21 protein-coding genes are annotated in these 25,955 nt (G+C 67.6%); 5 read left to right on the forward strand and 16 right to left on the reverse strand.

The genetic code is table 11. From position 1 onward, the window contains the following. Position 1: 1 nt before the first annotated feature. The 13 genes from puhE to bchF form a co-directional block, all read right to left on the reverse strand. A complete protein-coding gene (gene puhE / locus LZD57_RS03520) occupies positions 2-2,128 on the reverse strand; it encodes a putative photosynthetic complex assembly protein PuhE (RefSeq protein WP_233717734.1) in 2,127 nt (708 codons plus the stop codon). A 211-nt stretch (positions 2,129-2,339) separates the two neighbouring features. After that, positions 2,340-3,428 (reverse strand): magnesium-protoporphyrin IX monomethyl ester (oxidative) cyclase, encoded by a 1,089-nt coding sequence (gene acsF / locus LZD57_RS03525; protein ID WP_233717735.1) that lies wholly within the window; start codon positions 3,426-3,428, stop codon positions 2,340-2,342. Next, a complete protein-coding gene (locus tag LZD57_RS03530; protein ID WP_233717736.1) occupies positions 3,425-3,727 on the reverse strand; it encodes a hypothetical protein in 303 nt (100 codons plus the stop codon). The genes acsF and LZD57_RS03530 overlap by 4 nt, the downstream gene beginning before the upstream one ends. Beyond that, a complete protein-coding gene (puhC, locus tag LZD57_RS03535; RefSeq protein ID WP_233717737.1) occupies positions 3,724-4,236 on the reverse strand; it encodes a photosynthetic complex assembly protein PuhC in 513 nt (170 codons plus the stop codon). Before puhC ends, LZD57_RS03530 begins: the two co-directional genes overlap by 4 nt. A 12-nt stretch (positions 4,237-4,248) precedes the next feature. Further along, positions 4,249-4,929: a photosynthetic complex putative assembly protein PuhB gene (gene puhB / locus LZD57_RS03540; protein WP_233717738.1), complete on the reverse strand. Its 681-nt coding sequence runs from the start codon at positions 4,927-4,929 to the stop codon at positions 4,249-4,251. Beyond that, on the reverse strand, positions 4,926-5,711 hold the full coding sequence (gene puhA / locus LZD57_RS03545; RefSeq protein WP_233717739.1) for a photosynthetic reaction center subunit H: 786 nt from the start codon (positions 5,709-5,711) through the stop codon (positions 4,926-4,928). Before puhA ends, puhB begins: the two co-directional genes overlap by 4 nt. A gap of 27 nt (positions 5,712-5,738) precedes the next feature. After that, positions 5,739-7,175 carry a BCD family MFS transporter gene (locus LZD57_RS03550; protein ID WP_420844730.1) on the reverse strand — a complete coding sequence of 479 codons (1,437 nt, stop codon included), beginning with the start codon at positions 7,173-7,175 and terminating at the stop codon, positions 5,739-5,741. A 50-nt stretch (positions 7,176-7,225) separates the two neighbouring features. Continuing rightward, positions 7,226-7,930 (reverse strand): magnesium protoporphyrin IX methyltransferase, encoded by a 705-nt coding sequence (bchM, locus tag LZD57_RS03555; protein WP_233717741.1) that lies wholly within the window; start codon positions 7,928-7,930, stop codon positions 7,226-7,228. 8 nt (positions 7,931-7,938) lie between these two features. Next, positions 7,939-8,850 (reverse strand): ferredoxin:protochlorophyllide reductase (ATP-dependent) iron-sulfur ATP-binding protein, encoded by a 912-nt coding sequence (bchL, locus tag LZD57_RS03560; RefSeq protein ID WP_233717742.1) that lies wholly within the window; start codon positions 8,848-8,850, stop codon positions 7,939-7,941. Beyond that, positions 8,847-12,593, reverse strand: coding sequence for a magnesium chelatase subunit H (locus tag LZD57_RS03565; RefSeq protein ID WP_233717909.1), 3,747 nt, complete (start codon positions 12,591-12,593; stop codon positions 8,847-8,849). The genes bchL and LZD57_RS03565 overlap by 4 nt, the downstream gene beginning before the upstream one ends. Beyond that, positions 12,568-14,457 carry a ferredoxin:protochlorophyllide reductase (ATP-dependent) subunit B gene (locus LZD57_RS03570; RefSeq protein ID WP_233717743.1) on the reverse strand — a complete coding sequence of 630 codons (1,890 nt, stop codon included), beginning with the start codon at positions 14,455-14,457 and terminating at the stop codon, positions 12,568-12,570. Before LZD57_RS03570 ends, LZD57_RS03565 begins: the two co-directional genes overlap by 26 nt. Positions 14,458-14,468: 11 nt before the next feature. Then, positions 14,469-15,728, reverse strand: coding sequence for a ferredoxin:protochlorophyllide reductase (ATP-dependent) subunit N (locus tag LZD57_RS03575; protein ID WP_233717910.1), 1,260 nt, complete (start codon positions 15,726-15,728; stop codon positions 14,469-14,471). 50 nt (positions 15,729-15,778) lie between these two features. Further along, a complete protein-coding gene (gene bchF / locus LZD57_RS03580) occupies positions 15,779-16,315 on the reverse strand; it encodes a 2-vinyl bacteriochlorophyllide hydratase (RefSeq protein ID WP_233717744.1) in 537 nt (178 codons plus the stop codon). Between the two features lie 224 nt (positions 16,316-16,539). On the opposite strand from bchF, the gene LZD57_RS03585 reads away from it, so the two are divergent. The 5 genes from LZD57_RS03585 to LZD57_RS03605 all read left to right on the forward strand — a co-directional run bounded on the left by LZD57_RS03585 (position 16,540) and on the right by LZD57_RS03605 (position 22,482). After that, positions 16,540-17,403 carry a cobalamin B12-binding domain-containing protein gene (locus LZD57_RS03585; RefSeq protein WP_233717745.1) on the forward strand — a complete coding sequence of 288 codons (864 nt, stop codon included), beginning with the start codon at positions 16,540-16,542 and terminating at the stop codon, positions 17,401-17,403. Between the two features lie 63 nt (positions 17,404-17,466). Further along, on the forward strand, positions 17,467-18,894 hold the full coding sequence (gene ppsR / locus LZD57_RS03590) for a transcriptional regulator PpsR (protein ID WP_233717746.1): 1,428 nt from the start codon (positions 17,467-17,469) through the stop codon (positions 18,892-18,894). A gap of 106 nt (positions 18,895-19,000) precedes the next feature. Continuing rightward, the gene (gene chlG / locus LZD57_RS03595; RefSeq protein WP_233717747.1) at positions 19,001-19,918 is read left to right on the forward strand and encodes a chlorophyll synthase ChlG; all 918 of its coding nucleotides are present in this window, start codon (positions 19,001-19,003) and stop codon (positions 19,916-19,918) included. A 3-nt stretch (positions 19,919-19,921) separates the two neighbouring features. Further along, positions 19,922-21,262, forward strand: coding sequence for a BCD family MFS transporter (locus LZD57_RS03600; RefSeq protein ID WP_233717748.1), 1,341 nt, complete (start codon positions 19,922-19,924; stop codon positions 21,260-21,262). Continuing rightward, on the forward strand, positions 21,259-22,482 hold the full coding sequence (locus LZD57_RS03605) for a geranylgeranyl diphosphate reductase (protein ID WP_233717749.1): 1,224 nt from the start codon (positions 21,259-21,261) through the stop codon (positions 22,480-22,482). Before LZD57_RS03600 ends, LZD57_RS03605 begins: the two co-directional genes overlap by 4 nt. A 37-nt stretch (positions 22,483-22,519) precedes the next feature. On the opposite strand, the gene LZD57_RS03610 is transcribed toward LZD57_RS03605, so the two are convergent. The 3 genes from LZD57_RS03610 to leuA all read right to left on the reverse strand — a co-directional run bounded on the left by LZD57_RS03610 (position 22,520) and on the right by leuA (position 25,820). After that, a complete protein-coding gene (locus tag LZD57_RS03610) occupies positions 22,520-23,173 on the reverse strand; it encodes a hypothetical protein (protein WP_233717750.1) in 654 nt (217 codons plus the stop codon). A 90-nt stretch (positions 23,174-23,263) separates the two neighbouring features. Further along, a complete protein-coding gene (locus LZD57_RS03615; protein ID WP_233717751.1) occupies positions 23,264-24,037 on the reverse strand; it encodes an alpha/beta fold hydrolase in 774 nt (257 codons plus the stop codon). A 22-nt stretch (positions 24,038-24,059) separates the two neighbouring features. Continuing rightward, positions 24,060-25,820 (reverse strand): 2-isopropylmalate synthase, encoded by a 1,761-nt coding sequence (gene leuA, locus LZD57_RS03620; protein WP_420844731.1) that lies wholly within the window; start codon positions 25,818-25,820, stop codon positions 24,060-24,062. Positions 25,821-25,955 lie beyond the last annotated feature (135 nt).

Raw genomic sequence — 25,955 nt, forward strand, 5'->3', positions numbered from 1 at the left:
CTCATTCCGCTGGCAGGACGTTGGCTGCCGGGGCATGAAGCGAAGGCGTCACCGCCGGCTCCGACGCGGAAGAAGAAACCGCCTCGCCCGTCAGTTCCGCAAAGGCCCGGTCGAGCCAGATTAGATCCGGATCGGCGCCGATCGCCAGCGCCCGCGGCGTCTCGCCCGGCTTCGGGACATGCGCGGCCAGTGAGGCCCTGCCGCCGGCGACGTCGAAGCGCAGCCAGCCCCTGCTCGTCTCGACGATGCCCTTCATCCGGTCGACCCCGCCGGCATGACCGGCGACGACCTCGCCGAGAACGGCGCGGAGGCCATCGGCATCGACCTGTCCGGAAAGCCGGCGGCTCCAGGACGAAAGGCCGAGACCCGGCTCGTCGTGATGGTGATGGCCGTGGTCGTCGTGGTGGGCATGGCCGCCATGGTGCGCATGGTCGTGATGGTGGTGGTGCCGATGACCGGCATGGGCGTGGCCGATGTGGCCGGAATCATCGACATGGGCGTGCGGGGCGGTTTCCCGGGGCGCTCTGTGGTCATGATCGTGCCGTGCGTCGCGGCCATGGCCGGCATGGCCCTGGGTGCGGGGCTCGTGGTCGTGACGATGCTCCGCCAGAGCGTCGGTCGCGGCGGCCCGATGATCGTCGGCGGGCTGCGCCGCGGCAGTCCGCTCCGCCTTTCCATGGTCGCCGCGCGCCTTTGCCGCCTGCGCTTGATCGGCGCGTTCCTGCGCCAGTTCGTCGTCGAGGATGTCGCGGGTCTTGCTTTCCCACTGCGACAGCGCCATCGCCGGATCGACCCCACCCTCGACGATGCCGTAGCGCGCCGTCAGGATCGTTGCCGCCGGATTCAGCGCCAGCAGCGTCTCGCGGACGGTCTCGATCTCCCCGGCAGAGACCAGGTCGGTCTTGTTGAGGATGAAAACCGGGGCGAGTTTCGCCTGGATGCGGAAATAGTCCGGCATCCGGGCGAAGTCCCTCAGAAACGCGCCGGCGTCGATGACGGTGTAGAGCCGCAGCGCCTTGGTGAGGCCCGCGATCTCCGGCTCGTGCAGCACCCGCAAGAGCGAGGCGACGTCGGCGACGCCGGAGGGTTCGATCAGCACACGCTGCGGCTTGATCCTGGCGACCACCTCGCGCAGCTGCGCCGACAGGTCCTTCCTCAGCGAACAGCAGATGCAGCCGTTGGAAAGCTCGACGACGTCGGCGCCCTGCCCTTCCAGCAGCGATCCGTCGATGCCGAGTTCGCCGAAGTCGTTGACGAGGACGACGGTCTTCACGTTCGGATCGGCTTCGGACAGCATGTGGCGCAGCGTCGTCGTCTTGCCGGCGCCGAGGAAGCCGACGACGATCTCCGCCTCGAAGGGCTGGCTGGTGCCGCGCGACTTCAGCGCCGGCGACCAGATGGCGCCGGCCGGCATCGGCAGGACGAGCATCCAGTGTTCGAGGATCGCCAGCGCCATCAGGACGGCGAGGAAGGTGTAGCCCGCCCGCTCGAAGGCGGATGCCCCCTCCGCCATCGCCGCGACGACGAGCAGCGCGGTGATCACCGTCGAGATGGTGACGGAGAAGGGGAAGAGCAGGTTCATCGAGCGCTTGTTGAGGAAGCCCTTCAAGAATTCGAGATGCTCCGGCAGGAACTCCTCGTTGAGGTTCCGGACGCCGAAGAAGACGTTGAGCTTGGCGCTCTGGTGCATCCACCAAAGCACCATGAAGGTCCACATGCCGATCTGGTTCGGGGCGCCCCAGGTCAGCCAGACCACGGCACCGGCGGCGACGATGATCGCCAGCTCGTGATAGAGGCTGGTCTGGACGGCATGGACGAAGTGCGCGAAGCCCCTGCAGTTCTCCGGACAGGGCTGCTTTCGGGGCCCGGTGACGTAGCCCATGTAGAAGCTCATCTCCTGCCAGCCCCAGGCCAGCAGGCCGAAGGTAAAGGCCAGATAGGCGCCGGTAATGCTCGCATCCTGCGCCGATCGCTGGAGACCGATCAGCGAGACGGCGAAGATCAGCGTCGCGCCGATCATGGAGTATTTGAAGGTCCAGCGCGGCAATCCGTCGAGATAGATGATGAGAACCGTCGACGCCCACCAGACGAAAAGCGCGAACAGCGCCGGGTAGAGATATTCGGTCATGGCTTGATCTCTTTCATGCCGGTTCGGTCGGTGCGTTCAAGAATTTGCCGGGCTCCGACGCTTCGTCATCCTCGGGCTTGTCCCGAGGGTCTCCTGTCGCCCGTTTCGTCCAATCCGTTTCCGGACGGGCCGTCCGGAAAGGTTTCATCGTGGAGATGGCAGTAGATCCTCGGGACAAGCCCGAGGATGACGGACCGCTACGGCCTTACGATCACCACACCGGCACGAGCTTGCTCTCCTCCGGGATCTCGTTCTCGATCACCGGCAGCGTATAGAGCCGCGCGAAGGTGAGCGCGGCGGCCGCCTTGCCGCGCCAGACCTTGAGCTTGCCGAGGATGCCGCCCTGCTTCGCGGCCGCGTCGATGTCGCGGCTGATCTTCAGGAGCCGGTCGAGGCCGGCCTTGAAGCGCGGATCGTCGATGTCGAGCATCACCGGAAAGACCTGCCTGGAGATCTCCGAGGTGATCCGGAAAACCTTGAAGCCGTAGTCGGACGGGTCGAGCCCCAGCGCCTTGTGGAACTCCGGCCGGGCATGGTCGCGGACATACATCGTCGCAAAGACGGCGAGCAGGAAGAAGCGGACCCAGAGCTTGTTGCGCCCCTCCAGCGTGTGCCTCTCGGCCCGCATCAGCAGCGAGAAGGCCTCGCCGTGGCGGAACTCGTCGTTGCACCACTTCTCGAACCACTTGAAGATCGGGTGGAAACGCCGCTCCGGATGCTGTTCCAGATGTCGGAAGATGGTGATGTAGCGGGCGTAGCCGATCTTCTCGGAAAGATAGGTGGCGTAATAGATGAACTTCGGCTGGAAGAAAGTGTACTTCTTTTCCTTGGTCAGGAAGCCGAGATTGACGCCGATGCCGAACTCCTTCAGCGCATCGTTGATGAAGCCGGCATGGCGGGCCTCGTCGCGGCTCATATAGGAGAAGAGTTCGCAGATGTCGGGGTTCGTGCCCCGCCGCTTCATCTCCTTGTAAAGGACGCAGCCGGAGAATTCGGCCGTCAGCGAGGAGACGAGGAAGTCGACGAACTCCTTGCGGAGACCTTCGGGCAGATCGTCGAGGGAGACCTTGTCCCAGTTCTCGTCGCGCTTGAAATGCCCCTTGTTCGGGTCCGACCGCATCTCGGCGATGAGAGCGTCCCATTCGCGGCGCACGCCCGAGACGTCGACCTTGTCGAGCTTGTCGAAGTCGGTGGTGTAGAAGCGCGGCGTCAGCAGCGTGTCCTGCTGGGCGATCTTGGTGGTTTCGTTCGGCGCCTCGCGGACCGGGGCCCCGTGGGAGATTCTCGCATGCGCGTTCATAGCGTCGCCCTTTCCGAGAATGAGAATTCGCACAGTTCCATGAATTCGAAGTCGCCGGTCGCCCGCGTCCACTGGCGCTCCAGCCAGCCGGCCCGGCGGATCGTCGCGCGGCGCCTGAGATAGGCGGTCTGGCCATAGGGCACTTCGACCGGCGCACCGTGGACCAGCACCTCGTCGCCCGGCTCCACCGTCACGCCGCCGTCGAAGCGGACATGGGCGTGCAGGCTTTCGAAGGTGTTGGAAATCTCGACGGTACAGCAGACCTCCTCGGCCTTCTTCTTCAGCAAGCGATCGATCATCTCACACCTCTTGTGTTTTCGGCGTCGGCTGCCGGCAGCAGACCGGCGAAAGCCTTGGCCTGCCTCTCGCCGAACGCCCGCAATTCCACCTGCTGGCGGGTTTCCGGGTCTTCGAGGACCAGTCGCCCGTCCGACTTCAGCGCGAGGACGAAAGCCCCGCCGGCCGGAACGCCCTTGCGGACCCGGTCCCTCGCCAGATTGCGCAGCGCCTCCACGGCGAAGGCGCCCTCGCCCACCCTGACCGAGATCAGCGGCGCGCGCGTTACGGCGTCGACGACGGCGGCCGAGCCGTCGGCGTGCTCGGCAAGACGCAGGTCGCGATGGGCGATCGTGCGCATCTGCGGCGTCTCGGCGAGACCGACCCCGGTGGTGCGGCCGGTCGCGATCGAGACGAGAGCGACGAGGGCCAAGGCCCCGGCGGACATCAGGATCGGCCTCGGGATCGGCTTGTCCGCGTCCGGGCTGATCTTGATCGAGCCGTTGCGGATGGCGGCGGCGAGAGCGCGCATGGCTGATCTCCCCTATGTCGCCGCCGGCTGGGCACCGGCGAAGCCGGCCCGGCCGGTGTCCGCGTCGGACGTGCGCGCCGCGGGCACCGCACCGCGCTTGCCCCCCTGCGAAGCGGCGAGCGCGTCGGCGACCAGCCGCGCAGCTTCGGCCGCATCCGGGACGGCGCGCAGCATCGGCTCCGCCGCGCCGAACTTCCACGGCCGGGCATAGGGCCAGAGCTGGAAATAGGAGGGCCGGCCGTTCCTCGGGATCGTCAGCGGTATGTCGCCGGTCCCGTCCGCATTCAGCCTGACCGCCGCATGATCGACGTGCGCGAGCGGAATGTTCAGCTGGGCCGGCAGCGCGACGCCGTAGCGCATCACCAGCCGCCGGCTGGTGAGGGTGAACCGCGTCGCGCGGGCCGTCAGAAAGGCCAGAAGCATGATCAGCCCGACGCCGACCCCGAGCGCCGGCAGCAGCGTCGCGGCATCCGCGAAGCCCGCCGCCCACGAGCCGGTGTCGTGATGGGTCACGCCGACCTTCCAGAGCGCGAAGGCCAGGAACCAGGCGCCGACGAGCTTCAGCCGGTAGGCGCCGAGCGCCAGGCGCCACCAGTCCGGCCGCGCCTGCCAGAGGATCGTCTCGCCTTTCGGCAGTTCGTCCTGGCTGACCACCGGCTTGATGTCGTCGAATTCGTCCATCTGGGCGCTCATGACAGGGCGTCCTCGGTCGGCGAGCCGTCATAGAAGGCGCCGCCGGCGAAATAGCCGTTCAGGCGGTCTTCCTCGCGCATGGTGATCTGGTCGGGGTTGGCGAGTGCCGGCACCCGCGAGAACTGCGGCCGGGTCAGCGACGAGAAGCGGACGATGCGGCGGGCGGCCCTGATGTCGGCGAACGCGAAGGGAGCGAGCACGCGCCGTCCGCCGCTCTCGACATTCGCCTCGATCTCCAGATAGCGCGGGAAATATTCGTGGGCGTTGATCCAGACGTCGACGATCGTGCCGACCTCGAGGCCCTCGCGGCTCATCACGGTCATGCCGATCGGATCGGGATCGGTGCCCTCCAGCCGGTATTGGGGATGGTTGCGCATCGGCGTCAGCTTCAGCGAACCGTCGACGGTGAGATCGGGCGTGTCGGCCTTCAGCGCATAGGACGCAGGGCCGATGCCATCGACCAGCGGATCTCCGCTCGGCATGATCGGAGAACCGGGAAACTCGTAGGCCGAAAAGGCGTTGAGCTCGCGCGGGACCTCCCCACGCGGCACCCTGGTCTCGCCGCCATGCATCAGCCGGAAGACCTTCGGCGACGGCAGCGGCGGGAAGCCGACCACCTGCACCCTGCCTCCGGTGCGTGTGGTTCGATCGCTCTCGAGCGGATAGCCCTCCCGCTTGTCCTCCCCGCGCAGGTAGTAGACGAGGCCGAGGAAGAACAGGAAAAACAGGATGACGAGCAGCAAGGGAATATCGAGCTGCTCCGTGAGGGCATAGGCTGGCAAGACACGCACTCCCTTCGTTTCGAGCGTCTAGTTCGGCAGGTCGGCGAGACCGAAGCGCGCCGCCGGCGCGGCCCTCGGTTCGATCCGACGCGGTTTGACCAGGGGTCCGAGGCAGACGAGCGCCCCAAAGACGAGAAAGACTTCGACCAGATAGACGACGCTGTATCCGCTGGCCGGGCCCTGAAAGGCCGAGCCGAGCCAGCCGGCATCGGCAAGTCCGGTGACGGCGTCGCGCAGGAATCCGCCGACGGCGACCGCAAGACCCAGCGCCACGGCCTGAACCGCGCTCCAGGCGCCCAGCGCCAGGCCGCCCCGGCCGTCGCTGACCATCGCCATGGCGGCGATCAGCATCGACACGGCGAAGAGGCCGCTGCCGAGGCCGATCATCGCCGTGCCGGCGGAAAACACGACGACCGAGCCGAAAGGCGCCGCCATGATGACTGCGGCAAAGCCCGGCAGGCCGAGCATCAGCCCGACGCCGGCGACGACGTAAGGGTTGCCGCCCCGGCCCATCAGCCGGGCGGAAACGAAATAGCCGGCGAGACTTCCGGCGGCGAACAATGCCGTCAGCAGTGTCGTCGACCCGACCCCCATGTGCAGCACCGAGCCGCCGTAAGGCTCGAGCAGGACGTCCTGCATGCCGAAGGCGGCGGTGCCGACGGCCAGCGACGCAAGGAGCCGGTCGAGCCCCTTTTGCCGGCGGAGCGCCTTCAGCGCCGCGCGGAAGGTTTCCCTGGCCTCGCCGGACGGAGCGAGATCGCGCCGGCGCGGTTCCTGCTTCCATACGGCGATGACGGTAAGCGCGACGGTGAGCATCGCCGAGCCCTTCAGGACCTCGATCAACTTCAGCGGCGAAAAGTCCGAGAGCATGCGCCCGATGACGATCGCACCGGCGACCATGCCGACGAGCAGCATGGTATAGAGCATGGCGACGACCCGCGGGCGCTTGTCCGCCGGGGCGAGGTCGGTGGCGAGCGCCAGACCGGCAGTCTGGACGGTATGGAGGCCGAAGCCGGTCATCAGGAAGGCGAGCGTCATGCCCACCTCGCCGTAGATCACCGTTCCCGGCCGGGCCTCGGCGATGATCAACAGCGAGATCGGCATCAGAGCGAGCCCGCCGAACTGGGTCAGCGCGCCGAACCAGATGTAGGGAACCCGGCGCCAGCCGAGATAGGAGCGATGCGTATCGGACTTGTGGCCGATCAGCGCCCGGGCGGGCGCCGCAACCAGCGGCAGCGCCATGGCGACGGCGATGATCGAGACGGGAATGCCGAGTTCGATCGCCATCACGCGATTGAGCGTGCCGCCGAGCAGCACCATGGTGATGCCGACCGACACCTGGAACAGCGACAGGCGGAACAGCCTGGCGAGCGGCAGATCCGTCGACGCCGCGTCGGCGAACGGCATGATCGACATGATGAAGCGGCTCATCTGCGCCCGCGCCGCCGCTTCACGCGCCGACATCGGGGCGCGGACGGCGCCCGCCAAAGCCCGTTTGCGTCGCCGAAGGAGCCTCATGACCGGACGAGCTCCATGCCGTGGGACTTGTAGAAGCCGCTGGTCACCCGACGCTGGCGCTCAAGGCTCCAGCCGGCCAGACCGGGATGACGGTCCAGGCGCTCGCCGAAACGGTCGGTCGCGACGGGAACGATGGCCGGCGCCCGGTCGCCGCGCGGAAACAGCCGGCCGGCCCGGTGCATCAGGGCCAGCATCGCCGTCTTCGGCGCGATGGTACAGGCGATCGAGTGGTCGGTTCGGGCCGCGAGCGTCGCGAGAGCGGCGGCGGCGTCGGCCGGCTCGTAATGGATGAGGGAGTCCATCAGGACGACATGGTCGAATCGGTCGTGCGAGGATGCCAGCATGTCCCCGGCTTCGAAATGCGCGGCGTGGCCGACGCCCGCCAGTCGGGCGAGATCGCGCGCATGGGAAATCAGGGTCGGCGAAAGATCGATGCCGACGACATCCGCGCCCCGCGCCGCGAGCGCGATCGACAGTGCCCCGGTTCCGCAGCCGGCGTCGAGCACCCTCGTACCGCTCAGGTCATCCGGCAGCAGCGAGAGAAGAAACGCCCGCATCTCTTCGCGGCCGGCGCGCACGCTGGCCCGGATACGGCCGAGCGGCGCGTCGGAGGTGAGCTTCTTCCAGGCATCGGCGGCGGTGCGATCGAAATAGGTCTCGATCTCGCCGCGCCGGATCTCGTAGGTGGCAACGTCGCTCATCGCCCGCCTCACTCGAAACCGAGGAAATCGAAGATGTCGCGGTCCTTCATGGACTTGCCGTCCATCGGCTCGACCCCGGCATAAAGGCTTGCCGCCAACCTCAGATACTCGTCCTGCACGGCCTTCACCTCCGGCGCGTCGCCCATCTCGAACAGTGTCGCCTTCTTCAGGCGGCTCTTGCGGATGGCATCGAGATCAGGGAAATGCGCGACCCTCTGAAGGCCGGTCGCGGCATTGAAACGGTCGATCTCGTCGGTGCCGGCGGAGCGGTTGGCGATGACGCCGCCGAGGCGCACGTCGTAGTTCTTCGCCTTGGCCTGGATCGCCGCGACGATGCGGTTCATTGCGAAGATCGAGTCGAAGTCGTTGGCGGTGACCACCAGCGCCCGGTCGGCATGCTGCAGCGGTGCCGCAAAGCCGCCGCAGACGACGTCGCCGAGGACATCGAAGATGACGACGTCGGTGTCTTCGAGGAGATGATGCTCCTTCAGGAGCTTCACCGTCTGTCCGACGACATAGCCGCCGCAGCCGGTCCCAGCGGGCGGACCGCCCGCCTCGACGCACATGACGCCGTTGTAGCCCTCGAAGACGAAGTCCTCCGGCTGCAGTTCCTCGGCGTGGAAGTCGACGGTCTCGAGAACGTCGATCACCGTCGGCTGCAGGCGCTTGGTCAGCGTGAAGGTCGAATCATGCTTCGGATCGCAACCGATCTGGAGCACGCGCTTGCCGAGCTTGGAAAAGGCGACCGACAGGTTCGACGAGGTCGTCGACTTGCCGATGCCGCCCTTGCCGTAGACGGCGAACACCTTGGCGCCGTCGATCTTCGGCCCGGTGTTCATCTTCACCTGGACGGAGCCCTCGCCGTCTTCCTTGCGATAGACGGTTCTCGGCAGCGGGAGTGTGGTCTTGAGCGCGGTCATGCGGCGACGACCTCCTTATGTGTGATGCCTTCGAGCCGATCCTCGAGATCGGCGCCCGCCTCGCGCAGCGCGTCCCGGCCGGCTTCGTCGGATGTCCAGTAATGACGCTCCTCGGCCTCGATCAGCCGGTCGGCCATGCGGGCCGAGGCGGTCGGATTGAGGCTCGCGAGCCGCTCGCGCATCTCGGGATCGAGCACGAAGGTCTCGGCGAGGCGCTTGTAGACCCAGGGCGAGACCTGGCCTGTCGTCGCCGACCAGCCGAGGGTGTTGGTCACGTGGCTCTCGATCTGCCGGACGCCCTCATAGCCATGGGCGAGCATCGCCTCGATCCACTTCGGATTGAGCATGCGGGTGCGGGTTTCGAGCGCCACCTGCTCTTCCAGCGTGCGGACCTTGCCCTCGCCTCTGGTCTGGTCGCCGATATAGACCGGCACCTTCTCGCCGCGGGCTTCGGAGGCGGCGCGGCTGATGCCGCCGAGCGTGTCGAAGTAGTGGTCGATGGTCGTCACGCCGAGCTCGACGGATTCGAGGTTCTGATAGGTCATCTCGACCTTGGCGAAGGACGCCTTGAGAAGCTTCGCCTGCTCGGCCGTCTTGCCCTTGCGGTCGACGGCGAAGCACTTGCGGCGGGTATAGGCCTCGGCCAGTTCGCCCTCGGCCTCCCAGGCGCCGGAGTCGATCAGCATGTTGACGTTGGAGCCATAGGCGCCGTCGGCATTGGAGAAGACCCTCAGCGCCGCCGTCTCCATGTCGCAGCCGGTCTGCGCGGCATAGGCGAGCGCGTGTTTCCTGAGGAAATTCATCTCGTCCGGCTCGTCGGCGGTCGCGGCGAGGAAGGCGGCTTCCGCCAGGAGCTTCGACTGCAGGGGCAGGAGATCGCGGAAGATACCGGACAGCGTCACCAGCACGTCGATGCGCGGCCGGCCGAGGCTTTCGAGCGGCAGGAGATCGGCGCCGCAGAGCCGGCCGAAGCTGTCGAAGCGCGGCGCGGCGCCGATCAGCGCCAGGACCTGGGCGAGCGGGCCGCCCTCGCTCTTGAGGTTGTCGGTGCCCCACAGGACGATCGCGACCGTCTCCGGCAAGGCATGGCCGCTCGCCGCGTGGCGGTCGAGCATCCGCCCGGCCTGGCGGCGTCCGTCGGCCACCGCATAGGCGCTGGGGATGCGGAAGGGATCGAAGCCGTGAACGTTGCGGCCCGTCGGCACGATCTGCGGCATGCGCAGGAGGTCGCCCCCCGGCACCGGGCGGATGAACCGGCCGTCGAGGGCGCGCATCAGCGCCGGCAGCTCGGTGTCGCGGCGAAGGTCGGCGTCGAGCTTCACCAAGGCTTCGATTGCCGTGTCCTTATCCTCGTCGGCGCCGAAGCGGCTTTTCAGGACGATGCCACCATCGCCCCCGGCCAGCGCGTCGATGGCGTCGCGGGCGGGCGCGGCGCCAAGCGTCGCCTCGGCGGTCGCGGCGAGAAGATCCGCCCGTTCTGCGTCGCCGACCGCCTGGCCGACGACATGCAGCCCGTGCGGAATCAGCGTTTCCTCGACCTCGAGCACGGCCCGGCGCAGCGCCGGCACGTCGATTGCGGGCGCTCCGTCCACGCCGGGCTCGGCGCAGAGATCCAGTGCGCTCGCCTGGGCCGCGATGGTCGCCTCGATATCGCGCCGTTCCTGCGCCGCCTCGGGCGCAGAAACGCGCCAGCGCTCGATGGTCGCCTTGAGGTCGGCGAGGCCGCGGTAGAGGCCGGCATGCGCCACCGGCGGCGTCAGATAGGACACCAGCGTCGCCGCCGCCCGGCGCTTGGCGATCGTCCCTTCGGAGGGGTTGTTGGCGGCGTAGAGATAGACGTTCGGCAGGTCGCCGATCAGCCGGTCCGGCCAGCATTCGGCGGAAAGGCCCACCTGCTTGCCGGGCATGAATTCGAGCGCCCCGTGCGTGCCGAAATGCAGCACCGCGTCGGCGCCGAAATCCTCGCGAAGCCAGCGGTAATAGGCCGAGAAGGCGTGGGTTGGCGCGAAGCCCTTCTCGAACAGGAGCCGCATCGGATCGCCCTCGTAGCCGAAGGCCGGCTGGACCCCGACGAAGACGTTGCCGAAGCCGGCACCGCAGACGAAGATCGACGAGCCGTCCGACTGATGGCGGCCCGGCGCCGGCCCCCATTGCGCCTCGATCTCGGCGAGATACGGCTCGCGGCGGACGTGGTCGGCTGCGGGGATCGTGGCGAAGACGTTGGCCTGCGCGCCGAAGCGGGCGGCGTTGCCGGCGAGGATCGCATCGCGCAGCCCATCCACGTCCTGCGGCAGATCGACCGCGTAGCCCTCGGCCTTCAGAGCCTTCAGCGTGTTGTGGAGCGAGGCGAAGACCGACAGATGCGCCGCCGTGCCGACGCTGCCTGCATTCGGCGGAAAGTTGAAGATCGTCAGCGCGATCTTTCGCTCCGCCTTCGGCCGGCGGCGCAGCGCGATCAGCTTTTCCGTCCGGCGCGCCAGCAGATCGGCCCGGCCGCGATCGACGGTCATCTCGCGGTGGCCGTCGGTCCGCGACAAGGTGGAGCGGCCGCCGAACAGCATCGGCCCGGTGGCGCCGTCGATTTCCGGGATCGCCACCATCATGGTGGCTTCCACCGGCGTCAGCCCGGCCGAGGAGAGCCGCCATTCCTCCAGCGACTGGAACTCCACCGAATGAGCCGAAAGGAATGGCACGTCGAGGCTGGCGAGCACCTCTTCCGCCGCATTGGAATCGTTGTAGGCCGGGCCACCGACCAGGGAAAAGCCGGTGAGCGAGACCAGCGCGTCGATCGCCGGCCTGCCGTCCCGCAGGAAGAACGCTTCGATGGCAGGGCGCGAATCGAGGCCCGAGGCGAAGGCCGGAACGACCTTCAGCCCGCGCGCCTCCATCGCAGCGATCACGCCGTCATAGTGGCCGGTGTCGCCGGACAGGACGTAGGAGCGCATGACCAGGAGGCCGACGGTGCCCGCCGCGCCGCCCTTGCGGTTCGGCAACGAGTCGATGCGGGTGGCGATCCGGTCCGGCAGGCGGGGATGGTAGAGCCCGACGTCGGGATAGACGACCGGCGCGCGGGTCTGGCGCAGCCTCGCCGCCACGTCGGCGCGCGGCCCCCTGGCATAGCGCTCGACGAGGAAACGGATCATGTTGGCGACGTTCTCGTCGGAGCCCGCCAGCCAGTATTGCAGGATGAGGAAATAGGCGCGGACGTCCTGCGCCGTGCCGGGGATGAAGCGCAGGATCTTGGGCAGCCGGCGCAGCATCGCCATCTGCCGCGCGCCGGATCCCGAGGACGGCCTGCCGCCGGTCTTCGGGCCGCCGCGCAGGCGTTTGAGCAGCGCCATGACGCCCTTCGCCTCGGTCGCCATCTCGAAGCTGCCGAGCCGCGTCAGCTTGATGACCTCGCCCGCCGACATCGCGCCGACCATGGCGTCGCAGGCCTCGCGCCGCCCCTTCAGGGCCGGCAGCACCGCCTCGATGTGGTTCTCCATGAACAGCATGTTGGCGAACACGATGTCGGCCTCGCCGATGTCGCGGATGCAGCCGGCAAGGCTCGAAGGCTCGCGGTCCCAGTCGGTCGCGGCATGGAGCACCACTTCGAGGCCTGGGATCTCGCCCGACAGCCGGCACCGCGCGGCGGCAACCGCCCCGGCCATGTGGCCGTCGAGGCTGATCAGCACGACCTTGACCGGCGCCGATGCGCCGGCCCCGGCAGGGCCGCTAGCGGCTGTAATGGGCCTTTGCATCATAGAGCGTCTCCACGGTGATCTCTGAAAGACCCCGTTCGAGGGCGAATTTTTCGGTATTCCGGCGGGCCTTTCCCCGCACGAAGAAGGGGATCTTCTTCAGCTCCACCTCGGCTTCGTTGAGCCAGTCGAGGTTGATCGGATTGCCGTCGGCCGAGGCCCCCACCCGCGTCGCGGGAGGAACGGCCGGTGGCGTGGCGAAGGTGGTGGTAGCGCGCTCGGGCTCGGTCGAAATCCGGGAGCCGGCCCCGAGATGGGAGGGCCGCGCATCGTCGTGGAACTCGAAATCGTCCCGGAACATGCCGAGGAGATGCTCCTCAAGCCCCATCACCAGCGGATGGACCCAGGTATCCCAGAGGACGTTGGCGCCTTCGAAGCCCATCTGCGGCGAGTAGCGCGCCGGATAATCCTGAACGTGGACGGGAGCTGAAATGACGGCGCAGGCGACGCCGAGCCGCTTGGCGATGTGCCGCTCCATCTGGGTGCCGAGGACGAGTTCCGGCTGGACCGCGGCGATCGCCTCTTCGACGTCGAGATAGTCGTCCGAGATCAGCGGCTCGACGCCGTACGCCTTGGCGGCGGCCCGGATGTCGCGCGCGAACTCGCGCGAATAGGTGCCGAGGCCGCAAAGCGTGAAGCCGAACTCCTCGGTCGCGACCCGGGCTGCAGCGAGCGCGTGGGTGGCGTCGCCGAAGACGAAGACGCGCTTGCCGGTCAGATAGTTGGAATCGACCGACCGGGAGAACCAGGGAAGGTTCGAGCGGGGTGCGACACCCGTCGCCGCCGCCTCCGGCAATCCTGCAAGCCGGCGCACTTCGGCGACGAAATCCCGCGTCGCGCCATGGCCGATCGGCACGACGGTGGTGAACGCTTGGCCGAAGGTCCGCTTCAGCCATTTCGCCGCGACGCCGGCGATCTCGGGATAAAGGACGACGTTGAAGTCGGCCTCGTCGAGCCGCCCGATGTCGGCGGGCGAGGCGCCGAGCGGCGCGACGACGTTCACGACGACGCCGATCTCGCCGAGCAACTTGCGGATCTCGGCGACGTCGTCGCGATGGCGGAAGCCGAGGGCCGTGGGGCCGAGGATGTTGCAGGTCGGGCGGCGTGCTTCGCGCGGCCCGAAATTCGCGGCTTCGCCGTGTGCGTCGGCCGCTCTCTTCTCTGGTTCGGCGGAAGAGTCGATGCCGGCGTCACCCCCCTCTGCCCTGCCGGGCATCTCCCCCACAAGGGGGGAGATTGACCCCGCTTTTGCGCCGAGGCCACTCTGAGACGCTGGGTCTTGCGTTTCCGACGACGCACCAGGCGAGGCATCGAAACCGCCGACCTCCCCCCTTGAGGGGGAGATGCCGGCAGGCAGAGGGGGGTGCCCCGGCACGGCATTGGCAGGAATGGCGCCTGCGGCATCGCCGACCTGCGGGTGAACCGGGGCGGCCAGCGTCCGGACGATCTGATAAAACGTCTCCGCGGCGCCCCAGTTTTCCTTGCGCTGGTAGGAGGGCAGCTCCAGCGGGATGACCGGCACCGGCAGGTTCGCCGCCTTGGCGAGGCCAGCCGGATCGTCCTGGATCAGCTCGGCCGTGCAGGAGGCGCCGACCAGCATCGCCTGCGGCTGAAACCGCTCATAAGCATCCTTCAGCGTCCGCTGGAACAGGGCCGCCGTGTCGGTGCCGAGATCGCGGGCCTCGAAGGTCGTGTAGGTCACCGGCGGGCGCTTGTCGCGGCGCTCGATCATGGTGAAGAGGAGGTCCGCATAGGTGTCGCCCTGGGGGGCATGGAGAACGTAATGGACGCCTTCCATCGCGGTGGCGACGCGCATCGCCCCCACATGCGGCGGCCCCTCATAGGTCCAGACGGTGAGTTGCATGGCCGCCTCCCCTAGACCTTCAACCGCGTCTTGCGGTCGAGCGGGCGGGCGAAGAGCGCGGCGAGGTCGCCGGCCTGCTCGTAGCCCTGGATCGGGGTGAAGAGGAGCTCGATCGACCATTTGGTCGTCAGCCCCTCGGCCTCCAGCGGATTGGCGAGGCCGAGCCCGCAGACGGAAACATCCGGCCGCGTCGCCCTCGCCCGGTCGAGCTGCCGGTCGACGTCCTGGCCCTCCGACAAAGCAGTTTTCTCTGGCAGCAGCGCCAGTTCCTCGGCGAGATGCTGGCGGTGGAGATAGGGCGTGCCGACTTCGGCGAGATTCATGCCGAGTTCGCGCGACAGCATCCGGGCGAGCGGGATCTCGAGCTGCGAGTCGGGAAAGAAGAAGACCGCGCGGCCGGACAGTTCGGCTCGATATGGCTCCAAAGCCCGCTTCGCCCGGGCCTCGGCCGCGGCCGTCGCCGAGCGAAAGCGCATCGGATCGATCCCGAAAGCGTCCGCCGCCGCCTTCAGCCACAGCGTCGTGCCCTCGGCACCGAGCGGGAACGGCGCCGCGATGCGGCGCGCACCGCGTTCGTCGAGAACCCTCGCCGTCTCGCCGAGGAAGGGCTGGGCGAGGAGATAGCGCGTCGACGGCCCGACCGGCGGCAGGTCCCGCGCCCGGCGCGGCGGCAGAAAGCGGACGTTCTCGATGCCCATCGCGTCGAAGAGACGGGCGAACTGGTCCTCGACCACGTCCGCCAGCGCGCCCACGACGAGGAGCTGCGGCGCCCCGGCCTCGGAGTCCGGCAGTTGCGGCACGAGGGCGGCGAGGCAATTGTCCTCGCCCTGGGTGAAGGTCGTTTCGATGCCCGAGCCGGAATAGTTGAGGATCCGAACGTCGGGCGAATAGCGCTGCGACAGCCGCGCTGCGGCGCGCGACAGGTCGAGCTTGATCACCTCCGAGGGGCAGGAGCCGACGAGGAAGAGCATCCTGACGTCCGGCCGCCGCTCGATCAGCCGCGATACCGCCTTGTCGAGTTCTTCATTGGCGTCGGCGAGGCCGGCGAGATCGCGCTCCTCCATCACCGCCGTCGCAAAGCGCGGCTCGGCGAAGATCATGACGCCCGCGGCCGACTGGATGAGATGGGCGCAGGTCCTGGAGCCGACGACGAGGAAGAATGCGTCCTGGATCTTGCGATGCAGCCAGACGATCCCGGTCAGCCCGCAGAACACCTCGCGCTGGCCGCGCTCGCGCAGCACCGGCCGATCCGCGCAGCCGAGCGACGGCATGATATCCGCGACGGCGGGCGCCGCACCTCGCGACATCGAAGGACCGCCGCTCATGCCGGCACCTCGAGCGTCGGCGAAACGGACCCCGCGCTCCCCTGAAGTCTCGCCGCGCGAAGCTTGAGGACGAACTGGGCGGCATTGAGAACATAGGCGCCATAGCCGGCGAGCGCGACGGTGAACTGCTCGGCCGCCGAGCCGACGCCGGCGATCAGCATGACGAGATAGGCGGTGTGGAGGGCGATGACGCCCATCGACACGGCATCTTCCCAGAAGAAGGCCGGCGCGAACAGCCACCGGCCGAAGACCACCTTCTCCCAGATCGAACCGGTGATCATGATCGCGTAGAGCGCCAGCGTCTTGACGACGACCGAAGCGACGGCCGCCTGGTAGCCCCCGCCGGTCAGAAGATAGCGGCCGACGAGAGCGATGGAGACGAGGCAGATCAGAAATTGCAGCGGCGCCAGAACGCCCTGCACGGCGGTCCAGGCCGTCGCGTCCCGCCGCGCCCGCTCGGCCGGCGTGTAAAGCGACCGGCCCCTTTTCGCGGCGGCGCCCTGGTTCGGCAATGAGATACGAAACGGTGCCATGGCCGAACTGTGAGACCGGCCAACCCATGTGTCAAGCCAAATTGACGTCGAGAGAAATTTACGGTTTCGTTCCGCCTATGATTTTATCTCCGCGCGGCGGATTGCAATCGTTCCAACTTTGGAGGAAGCTTCGTGGGTAAAGATCGCCGAACACACGCAGGCGCCGCGCTGACAGCGCGTTTCGGGCGCGGTGGAGACAGGCGACGATCTGGGAGGGGAGATCAATGGCAGACATCCCCCAAGCGGCAGAACGACCTCACGGAGACCTTCAGCCTCACTTCGATCGGGGCCAGGTGTCAACTCGCGCTTACACAGCCGGTGAGGAGGACTGGCGATACCGCCTGTCCGAGGCCATCGTGGCAAAGGTGATTCCGAGCCTCTACGCCGCGCATGGCGAAGCCGGTCCACTCAACCAGAGATCGACGTCCACGGGGGAGATTCATCGGCGCATCGAAGCCGAGCGCTTTCTGGGTCTCGTTCTCTCGGACAGTCCGGAAGCCCAGTGGCGCCATCTCCTCGACCTCCAGGCCGCCGGCATGGATCTCGAAACGCTGCTGATGGAAATCATGGCGCCCGCCATTCGCGAACTCGGCGAGATGTGGCTGAACGACCGGATGAGCTTCGTCGAGGTCACGACGAAGTCGGCCCGGCTGCAACACATGATTCGTTCGCTCGGCCGGCCCGACTCGTTCCAGATGACGGATGGGCGCGCCAGCGTGTTGTTGGCGGCGGCGCCCGGGGAACAACATACCTTCGGCCTGTTCGTCCTGGCCGAACTCTTCCTCGCCGCCGGCTGGAGCGTTTCGCTCGAAGCCAATTCCAGCCTCGACGTCTTGTGCGAACTCGCCGAAAGCCGCCGCTACGATGCGATCGGCATGAGCGTCGGCAGCGAGCGGTTCCTGCCGCCCGTGCGCGAGCAGGTCGCGGCGTTGCGCCAGGCAACCGGATCGCAAACAAGTCGCATCTTTCTCGGCGGATGGGCTTTCACCGTCGCGGGACAATCGTTAGATGACTACGGGGCCGATCTCGTCGCAGTAGACGGGCGCAGTGCAGTCGAACGGGCGGAAACGCTACTGATCGATCGCTGAGACGCTGCGCAGACGATTTCGGAACCGAACGGGGGGGACGGACGAGAGATAGGTGCCCTGAGGATGGAACATCCGAGCACTGGCCGGCAGTTTTCCGACCCGAGCCGTTCGTTTGCGAATCTCGAAGCCGCCCTCGTTGCGACGATGGTGACCTCGGCGACCGACGTCGCCCTGCTTCTCGATCGTTCCGGAACGATCGTCGACGTCGCGATGCGCGAGCCCGATCTCTTCGGGTCGGTCGAAAAGGCCTGGATCGGCAAGAGCTTCGTCGACGTCGTCACGGTGGAGAGCCGGCAGAAGGTCGAGCGCATGCTCGCCGAGGGTCCCGACCAGGACTCACCGGCCCGGCGCGAGATCAACCATCCGATAGCGAACGGCTCCGATCTGCCGATCAGCTATTCGCTGCTGCGTTTGACCCAGAACGGCATGCGTCTCGCCCTCGGGCGTGATCTGCGGACGATGGCGGCCCTGCAGCAGAATCTCGTCGAGACGCAGCTCGCGCTCGAAACCGACTATGCCCGCCTGCGCAGTACCGAAACGCAATATCGCGTTCTGTTCGATACGGCAGTCGAACCGATTCTGCTCGTCGACGCTGCGGCACGACGCATCATCGACGCCAATCTCGCTGCGCGTCAGCGTCTCGAAAAGGACGGCAGGCGGATCGTCGGAGCGCCGCTGTCGAGCGTCTTCGGCCAGGCCAGCCAGGGGGACGTCGAGGCGTTGATCGCGGCGGCTCGCCGGTCCGGCGAGTCGGAGAGCGCCGAACTCGTTCTGGCCGGCGGCGAAGACGCGGTCGCCGTGGTGATCCGCTTTTATCGTCAGCATGGCAGCAGCCGCATCATTCTGCGTCTGGCGGGCGACGAGGGAGCCGGGAAGCGGGAAATCGGCGACGATCTCGTCGCAAGGCTGGGCCGGGCCTCGCCGGACGCCATCGCCGTCGTCGGCCCCGACCGGGCGGTGCTGGAGGTCAACGAGAGCTTCCTCGACCTCACCGAAATCGCCAGCCGCAGCCAAGTGGTCGGTCGCCCGTTGGACGAGATACTCGGGCGGCGGGGCGTCGAACTCGGCATCCTGATGAAGGCGATCGACGGCGAGGGCTTCGTCCGCAATTTCGCCACCCATCTCAACACCCGCTACGGCGGGGTCGTCGACGTGGACGTCAGCGGCTCGGCGATCACCAAGGGCGACCGGCGCTTCTACGGCTTCTCGATCCGCGAGACGTCGCGCGTGTCGGCAAGGCCCGCGACCTCCGAACCCTTCCGCTCGGCCAACGACATGACCGGGCTCGTCGGCCGCGTGCCGCTGCGCGAGATCATCCGCGAGACCGCGGACATCATCGAACAGCTCTGCATCGAGGCCGCCCTCGAACTGACCCGCAACAATCGGGCCTCGGCCGCCGAAATGCTCGGTCTCAGCCGGCAGAGCCTTTATTCCAAGCTGCGGCGCCACAACATTTCCGGCAATTTCTCCGAAAGCGACGAAACCCATTGAAAGGATCGCGGCGGACCTTCGTCGCCGTCGACGGGCACATGTCGGCCATGACACCGAAGTGTCAAAATTTGTTGACACTCGTTCCCGCCCCGCCTAGCCTCCCGTCATGAGCCGCTTGATCGCAGACACCCCGGCCGGCATGCGACCGATCGTTTCGGCCGGGATCGAATTGTTGAAGCCGATCACCTGGTTCGCGCCCATGTGGGCCTTCGGCTGCGGAGCGATCTCGGCCCGTTACATGGCCGAGCCGGATCGTCAGACCATCTGGATCGTCTTGGCCGGAATCGTGCTCGCCGGGCCGCTGCTCTGCGGTGCGAGCCAGGTTGTCAACGACTGGTTCGACCGCCACGTCGACGCGATCAACGAGCCGAACCGGCCGATCCCCTCGGGGCGGATGCCGGGCCGCTCGGCGCTTTATCTGGCGATCGCCTGGACGGCGTTGGCGCTGGCGGTCGCCTTCGCGCTGGGGCCGTGGGTCGGCCTCGCCTCCGCCCTCGGCTGTCTGCTCTCCTTCGCCTACAGCGCGCCGCCGCTGCGGCTGAAACGCAATGGCTGGTGGGGCAATGCCGCCGTCGCCTTCGCTTACGAAGGGCTCGCCTGGTTCACCGGCGCCGCCGTCGTCGCCGGTGGTCTTCCCGACGCCGAGATCGTCTTCGTCGCCTATCTCTACAGCATCGGCGCCCATGGGATCATGACGCTCAACGACTTCAAGGCCATCGAGGGCGACGTCGCGCTCGGCGTCCGCTCCCTGCCGGTCCAGTACGGTGCGAGGGCCGCGGCGCTGATCGCATGTTTCGTGATGGCGCTGCCGCAACTTCTCGTCGCCATCCTCCTCGCCGCCTGGGGCGCGCCGCTCTACGGCCTCGCCATCCTCGTCCTTCTCGCCGGACAGGCGATGCTGATGCGCCGTTTCGTCGCCGATCCGCGCGGCCGGGCGCCCTGGTACAATGCCACCGGCACCAGCCTCTACGTCCTCGGCATGATGGTCGCCGCCTTCGCACTCGGCGGCATCGTCGGGAGCTAGACGATGGCGCAAGGCGGTCTCACCTGGCTGCAGATTCTCCGGCTGGCCCTGGTCCAGACCGGCCTCGGCGCGATGGTGGTGCTGACCACCTCGACGATGAACCGGGTGATGGTGGTCGAACTCGCCTTCCCGGCCATCGTGCCCGGCGCCCTCGTCGGCATCCATTACGCCCTTCAGCTGACGCGCCCGCTCTTCGGCCACGGCTCGGATGGCGGCCGGCGGCGCACCCCCTTCATCGTCGCGGGCCTGGCGGTCCTCGGCCTCGGCGCCGTCGCGGCCTCCGGCGCGACCGCCCTGATGCAACATCACCCGACGGCCGGGATCCTCGCGGCGATTCTCGCCTTCGCCGCGATCGGCGTCGGCGTCGGCGCGGCGGGAACCAACCTCCTCACCCTGGTCGCGACCCACGTCGCCGCGGACCGTCGCGGACCCGCCGCGACGCTCATCTGGATGATGATGATCTTCGGCTTCGTCGTCACCACCGCCGTCGCCGGCAAGGTTCTCGATCCCTATTCGCCCGAGCGGCTGATCGCCGTGACGGCCGCCGTCTGCGGCATCGCGTTCCTGGTCGCTCTTGCTGGCCTCGCGGGCATCGAACGGCCGGCACGCGAGAACGAGGGGCGCGGGGCCTCTGCCCCCAAGCCTCCTTTCCGTCGGGCGCTCGAAGAGGTCTGGCGCGAGGCGGAAACCCGCCGGTTCACGATCTTCGTGGTCGTCTCGATGCTCGCCTATGCCGGCCAGGATCTCATCCTCGAACCCTTCGCGGGCATCGTCTTTTCGATGACCCCCGGCGAGACCACCGGCCTGTCGAGCGCCCAGCATGGCGGAACCTTTCTCGGCATGCTGCTCGTCGCGGCTCTTTCGCCGATCCTCGCGCCGCGGATGCGGAACGTCCTGACCAGACTGTCCGTCGCAGGCTGCCTCGCTTCGGCCCTGGCGCTGGCCATGCTCGCCGCCTCGGGCCTCGTTCCCGGCTTCCTGCCGATCGGGGTCCTGGTCTTTGCGCTCGGCCTCGGCAACGGCGTCTTCGCCGTCGCGGCGATCGGCAAGATGATGGCGCTTGCCCGCGAGGGTGAGCGCGGGCGCGAAGGGGTGCGCATGGGCGTATGGGGGGCGGCGCAGGCGATATCCTTCGGTGCAGGCGGCTTCCTCGGCACCGTTGCCGTCGATCTCGCCGGCCAGGTCATCGGGCCCGGCGGCGGCGCCTATGGCGTCGTCTTCGCGGTCGAGGCGCTGCTCTTCCTCGTCTCGGCGAAGCTGGTGACCACCACCGTCCGGCAGCATTCGCGAGCTCCGGGGGAAAGCGAAGAGACGCGTTCATCCAACGAGGTGGTGCCGGCATGACGGACGAAACAAACGACATCGCGCACTTCGACGTCGTCGTCGTCGGCGGCGGCCCGGCCGGCGCTACGGCGGCGCAAGCCCTGGCCGAGGCCGGCCATTCCGTCGCCTTGCTCGACCGGGCCGGCCGCATCAAGCCATGCGGCGGCGCCATTCCGCCCCGTCTCGTCCGCGATTTCGACATTGCCCCGGAGCTTCTCGTCGCGCGCATCGCCAGCGCCCGGATGGTCTCGCCGTCGGACAAGCGCGTGCCGATGCCGATCGAGAACGGCTATGTCGGTATGGTCGATCGCGAACATTTCGACGAGTGGCTGCGCGATCGGGCGGCGGCCGCGGGCGCCACCCGCTTCACCGGCCGCTTCCAGGCGATCGAACGCGAGGGCGGCCGCACCCTGGTCCGCTTCCTGCCGTCATCCGGCACGGTCGAAGACGGCAACACCATGACGGAACGGCTGATTTCCACCCGTCTCGTCATCGGCGCAGACGGCGCCCGCTCTTCCGTCGGCCGGCAGGCGATCCCCGGTGCCGACAAGGTGCCCTGCGTCTTCGCCTATCACGAGATCGTCCGCGCCAAACCGGCCGCCCCCGAAGCCGATTACGATCCGGTGCGCTGCGACGTCTATTATCAGGGCCGGATCTCGCCGGACTTCTACGGCTGGGTGTTTCCCCATGGCGCCACCGCCTCGGTCGGCACGGGCAGCGCCATCAAGGGATACGGTCTGCGGCCGGCGGTCGAGCGGCTGCGCGAGACGGCCGGCCTTGCCGGCGCAGAGACCATCCGCCGGGAAGGCGCGCCGATCCCCCTGAAGCCGCTGAAGCGCTGGGACAACGGCCGCGACGTGATCCTCGCCGGCGACGCGGCGGGCGTCGTCGCGCCGGCATCGGGCGAAGGCATCTATTACGCCATGGTCAGCGCCCGGATGGTCGCCGAGGCGGCAGAGGCCTTTCTCGCCACCGGAAACGCCAGGGCCCTCGCCGCGGCGCGAAAAGCCTTCATGCGCGAGCATGGCCGGGTGTTCTGGATCCTCGGCATCATGCAGACCGTCTGGTACCGGTCGGACAAGCAGCGCGAGCGCTTCGTCTCGATCTGCCGCGACGAGGACGTGCAGCGCCTGACCTGGGAATCCTACATGAACAAGAAGTTGACGCGTCGCGACCCGGCGGCGCACCTGCGCATCTTCTTCAAGGATCTCGCCCATCTGTTCCGGCTGGTGTCGCCCTGACCGTCGTCGAAGGCGGCCGTCGGCCACATGCGGCCGATCAGCCGGGAATGGTCACGCCGCGATAGGAGGCGATGGCAAGCAGGATCGCGGCGCCGAGCACCGCGCCGATCATCAGCCAGATCAGCCCGATGGCGAAGTCGCTGGTCCTCGAACGCTGAGGCTTTGCCTGGGTTCTCTGCGCCTTGTCGGGAAAGCGGAGCGGCTCGTCGTCTTCCTCGGCATGCCTCGGACTGCGACCAGCCTGATGGATCTCCCCCGCGCCCATCGCGTCGTCGGCGGCATAGGCCTTCTCGCGCTCGACGATCCGCGCGGCGACATAGTCGGTGACGCGATCGGCGATCACCCGCGGCTCGGTGGATTCGGCCATCGTCAGCCGGCCGATGCGGGTCTCGCGGACGAAGCGGTAGGTGCGCCGGTCGCGCGCCATCATGACGTTGGCCGTCCCGTCGACCCACAGCCGGGGATGGCTGCCGCCGGAGATCGTGAAGTCGAAGAAGTCGTCGGCCGGGTCGAGTTCGCCGACGATCGGCTGAAGCTCTTCGGCGAGGATTTCCAGACGCGCCCGATCGGCCTCGCGGATGTCGACGACGACGTCCGAGCGTTGCGCCGCGGCGATCTTCGCCTGCCGGACGGCGTCGGCCAGACGCTTCGTCCCCATCAGCTGCGCGATGTTGTCTCTCGACTCGCTCATTCTCGCCTCGAATCGACACGGTAACCGAAAATTAACCGTACCGGGCTTTGCGAGCGAAGGAAACACCACCCGGCGATCTCGGCCAAACGACTATCCGGGCTCCGCCCTGCTGATCGCCCGGGCAACGGCGGCGCGCGTCTCGCCCGGCGCCTCGAAAGCCAGCATGTGGCCGACGCCGGCGAGCCGTCTCACGGCAAAGGCGGCGGGCAGGTTCTCGCTCTGCGCGACCGGCGTGACCGGGTCCGCTTCGCCCCAGAGGAGTTCGATGGGAATCTTCGTCTCCGCGACGGCATCGAGCGGCAGCACGCCCTGACGGCCGGACGAAAAGAGCAGGTGGAAGACATGGCGGACCTGATCTCGCGCATCGCAGTCGTTCAGGCCCTGCAAGGCTCCACCCGGAAGGGTGGAGCCCTCCGCCATCATGCCCCGCAGCGCGGCGACCCGGTCCTCCTCCGTCTCGGCCTCCATCATCCTTCGGATCGGCTCGACCCCGATCTGCGGCCCGAAGCCGCCCGGCGCGAGCAGCGTCAGCGACGACACCCGCGCGGGTTCGAACAGGGCCATCAGACAGGCCACCGCACCGCCCATGGAATGGCCGACGACATGGGCAGCATCAATGCCCCGGCGCCGCATCTCGGCGATGACCGCCCGCGCCGCCACCTTCGGCGGGCCGAAGCCGGGGTAATCGCGCGACCGGCCGTGGCCGGGCAGGTCGAAGGCGAGGCACCGCCTTCCCTCGGCGGCAAAGGCTTCGGCGAGCGGGTCGAAGACCTCGGCCCGGCCGTCGAAGCCGTGCAGGAAGACGAGCGGCGGCCGGTCGCCGCCACCTCTTTCGATCGCGTGAAGACGCGGCTGGTCGTTCAAAGCCGTCTCGTCGCGTGCCGGCTCATCTGGTGCCGGCCCGCTCGGCGAGAATGCGGTTCACAGCCGAGACGATGGCCTCGAGCGAGGCCGTGACGATGTTCTTGTTGATCGCCGCGCCGAACAGCCGCCCGCCCGGATGGGCGATCTCCATGTAGCAGATGGCGCGGGCGTCGGAGCCGGCGCCGAGCGAATGCTCCGAATAGTCGAAGACCGAAAACTCGATGCCGAGATGGCGCTTGAGCGCGTCGATGAAGCCATCGATCGGGCCGGTGCCGTTGCCCTGGATGGTGATCTCCTTGCCGTCGTCGACGATCGTCGCCTCGACGACCCGCTCGCCCTTCACGCTCTGGTTCGGCCGGGTGAAGTGATCGACGAATTTCAGCCGCCCCTGCGGCTGCTCGACATAGCGCTCGATGAAGCGGTCGTAGATCGCCTTGACCGGCAATTCGACGCCCGTTTCGTCGGTGATCCTCTGGATGTCCTCGCGGAACTCGATCTGCAGGTTGCGCGGCAGGTTGAGCCCGTAATCGGCCTGCAGGACATAGGCGATGCCGCCCTTGCCCGACTGCGAGTTGATGCGGATGATCGCCTCGTAACTGCGGCCGACGTCCTTCGGGTCGATCGGCAGATAGGGCACCTCCCAGACCTCGCTGTTGGCCGCGCGGCGGGCCTTCATGCCCTTGTTGATCGCGTCCTGATGCGAGCCGGAAAAGGCGGTGTAGACGAGTTCGCCGACATAGGGGTGACGCTCGGGAATCGCCAGCCTGTTGCAGTATTCGTAGACGTCCTTGATCCGGTTGATGTCCGAAACGTCGAGGCCGGGGTCGATCCCCTGCGTGTACATGTTCAGCGCCAGGGTCACGAGGTCGACGTTGCCGGTGCGCTCGCCATTGCCGAACAGCGTGCCCTCGACCCGGTCGGCGCCGGCCATCAGGCCGAGTTCCGTCGCGGCAATGGCGGTGCCGCGGTCGTTGTGCGGATGCAGCGAGACGATGAGGTTCTCGCGGTCGTCGAGATTGCGGCACATCCATTCGATCTGGTCGGCATGGACGTTGGGCGTCGACATCTCGACCGTCGCCGGCAGGTTGACGATCAGCTTGTTCTCGGCCGTGGGCTGGATGATTTCCGCGACGGCGTTGCAGATCTCGGCGGCAAATTCCAGCTCGGTCCCGGTGAAGCTCTCCGGGGAATACTGGAAGCGATAACCGCCGCCGGCCTTCGCCGCCATGTCGGTGATCATCTTCGCAGCGTCCACCGCGATCTGCCTGATCCCGGCGCGATCCTTGTCGAACACCACCCGGCGCTGCAGCTCGCTGGTCGAATTGTAGAAATGGACGATCGGCCGGACCGAACCTTCCAGAGAGTCGAAGGTCTTCTGGATCAACTCCGGCCGGCACTGGACGAGCACCTGCAGCGAGACGTCCTCGGGCGTGCCGCCCTGTTCGATGCACCAGCGGGCAAAATCGAAGTCGGTCTGCGAGGCCGACGGAAAGCCGATCTCGATCTCCTTGAAGTTCATCGCCAGCAGGAGCGCGAAGAAGCGCGCCTTGCGATCGTGGCCCATCGGATCGACCAGCGCCTGATTGCCGTCCCTGAGATCGACCGAGCACCAGATGGGCGCCTCGGTGATCGTCTTCGACGGCCAGCTGCGATCCGGCAAATCGATCGTGCCGTAGGGCCGGTACTTGCGCGGCGCGTCGTTCATGGTGCGCGCCGTCTCGCGCGGGCGCTCCGCCTGTCGCGCGGCTTCGGCGGCAAAGGGAGTGATGGGACTGACTGACATCGGTTTTCAACCTTGATCGCTCGGAACGCCCTCGCGAGGGGCCATGGCGCCGCCTTCATGCGGGAACGCGTCCGAATTTGCACGGATTTTGTGGGATGCAAGGGGCAGAGCGAAGTCGAGGCAGACCGCGCCGGC

Origin of the sequence: Jiella avicenniae (assembly GCF_021390325.1) — a bacterium.
Lineage (GTDB): Bacteria > Pseudomonadota > Alphaproteobacteria > Rhizobiales > Rhizobiaceae > Jiella > Jiella avicenniae.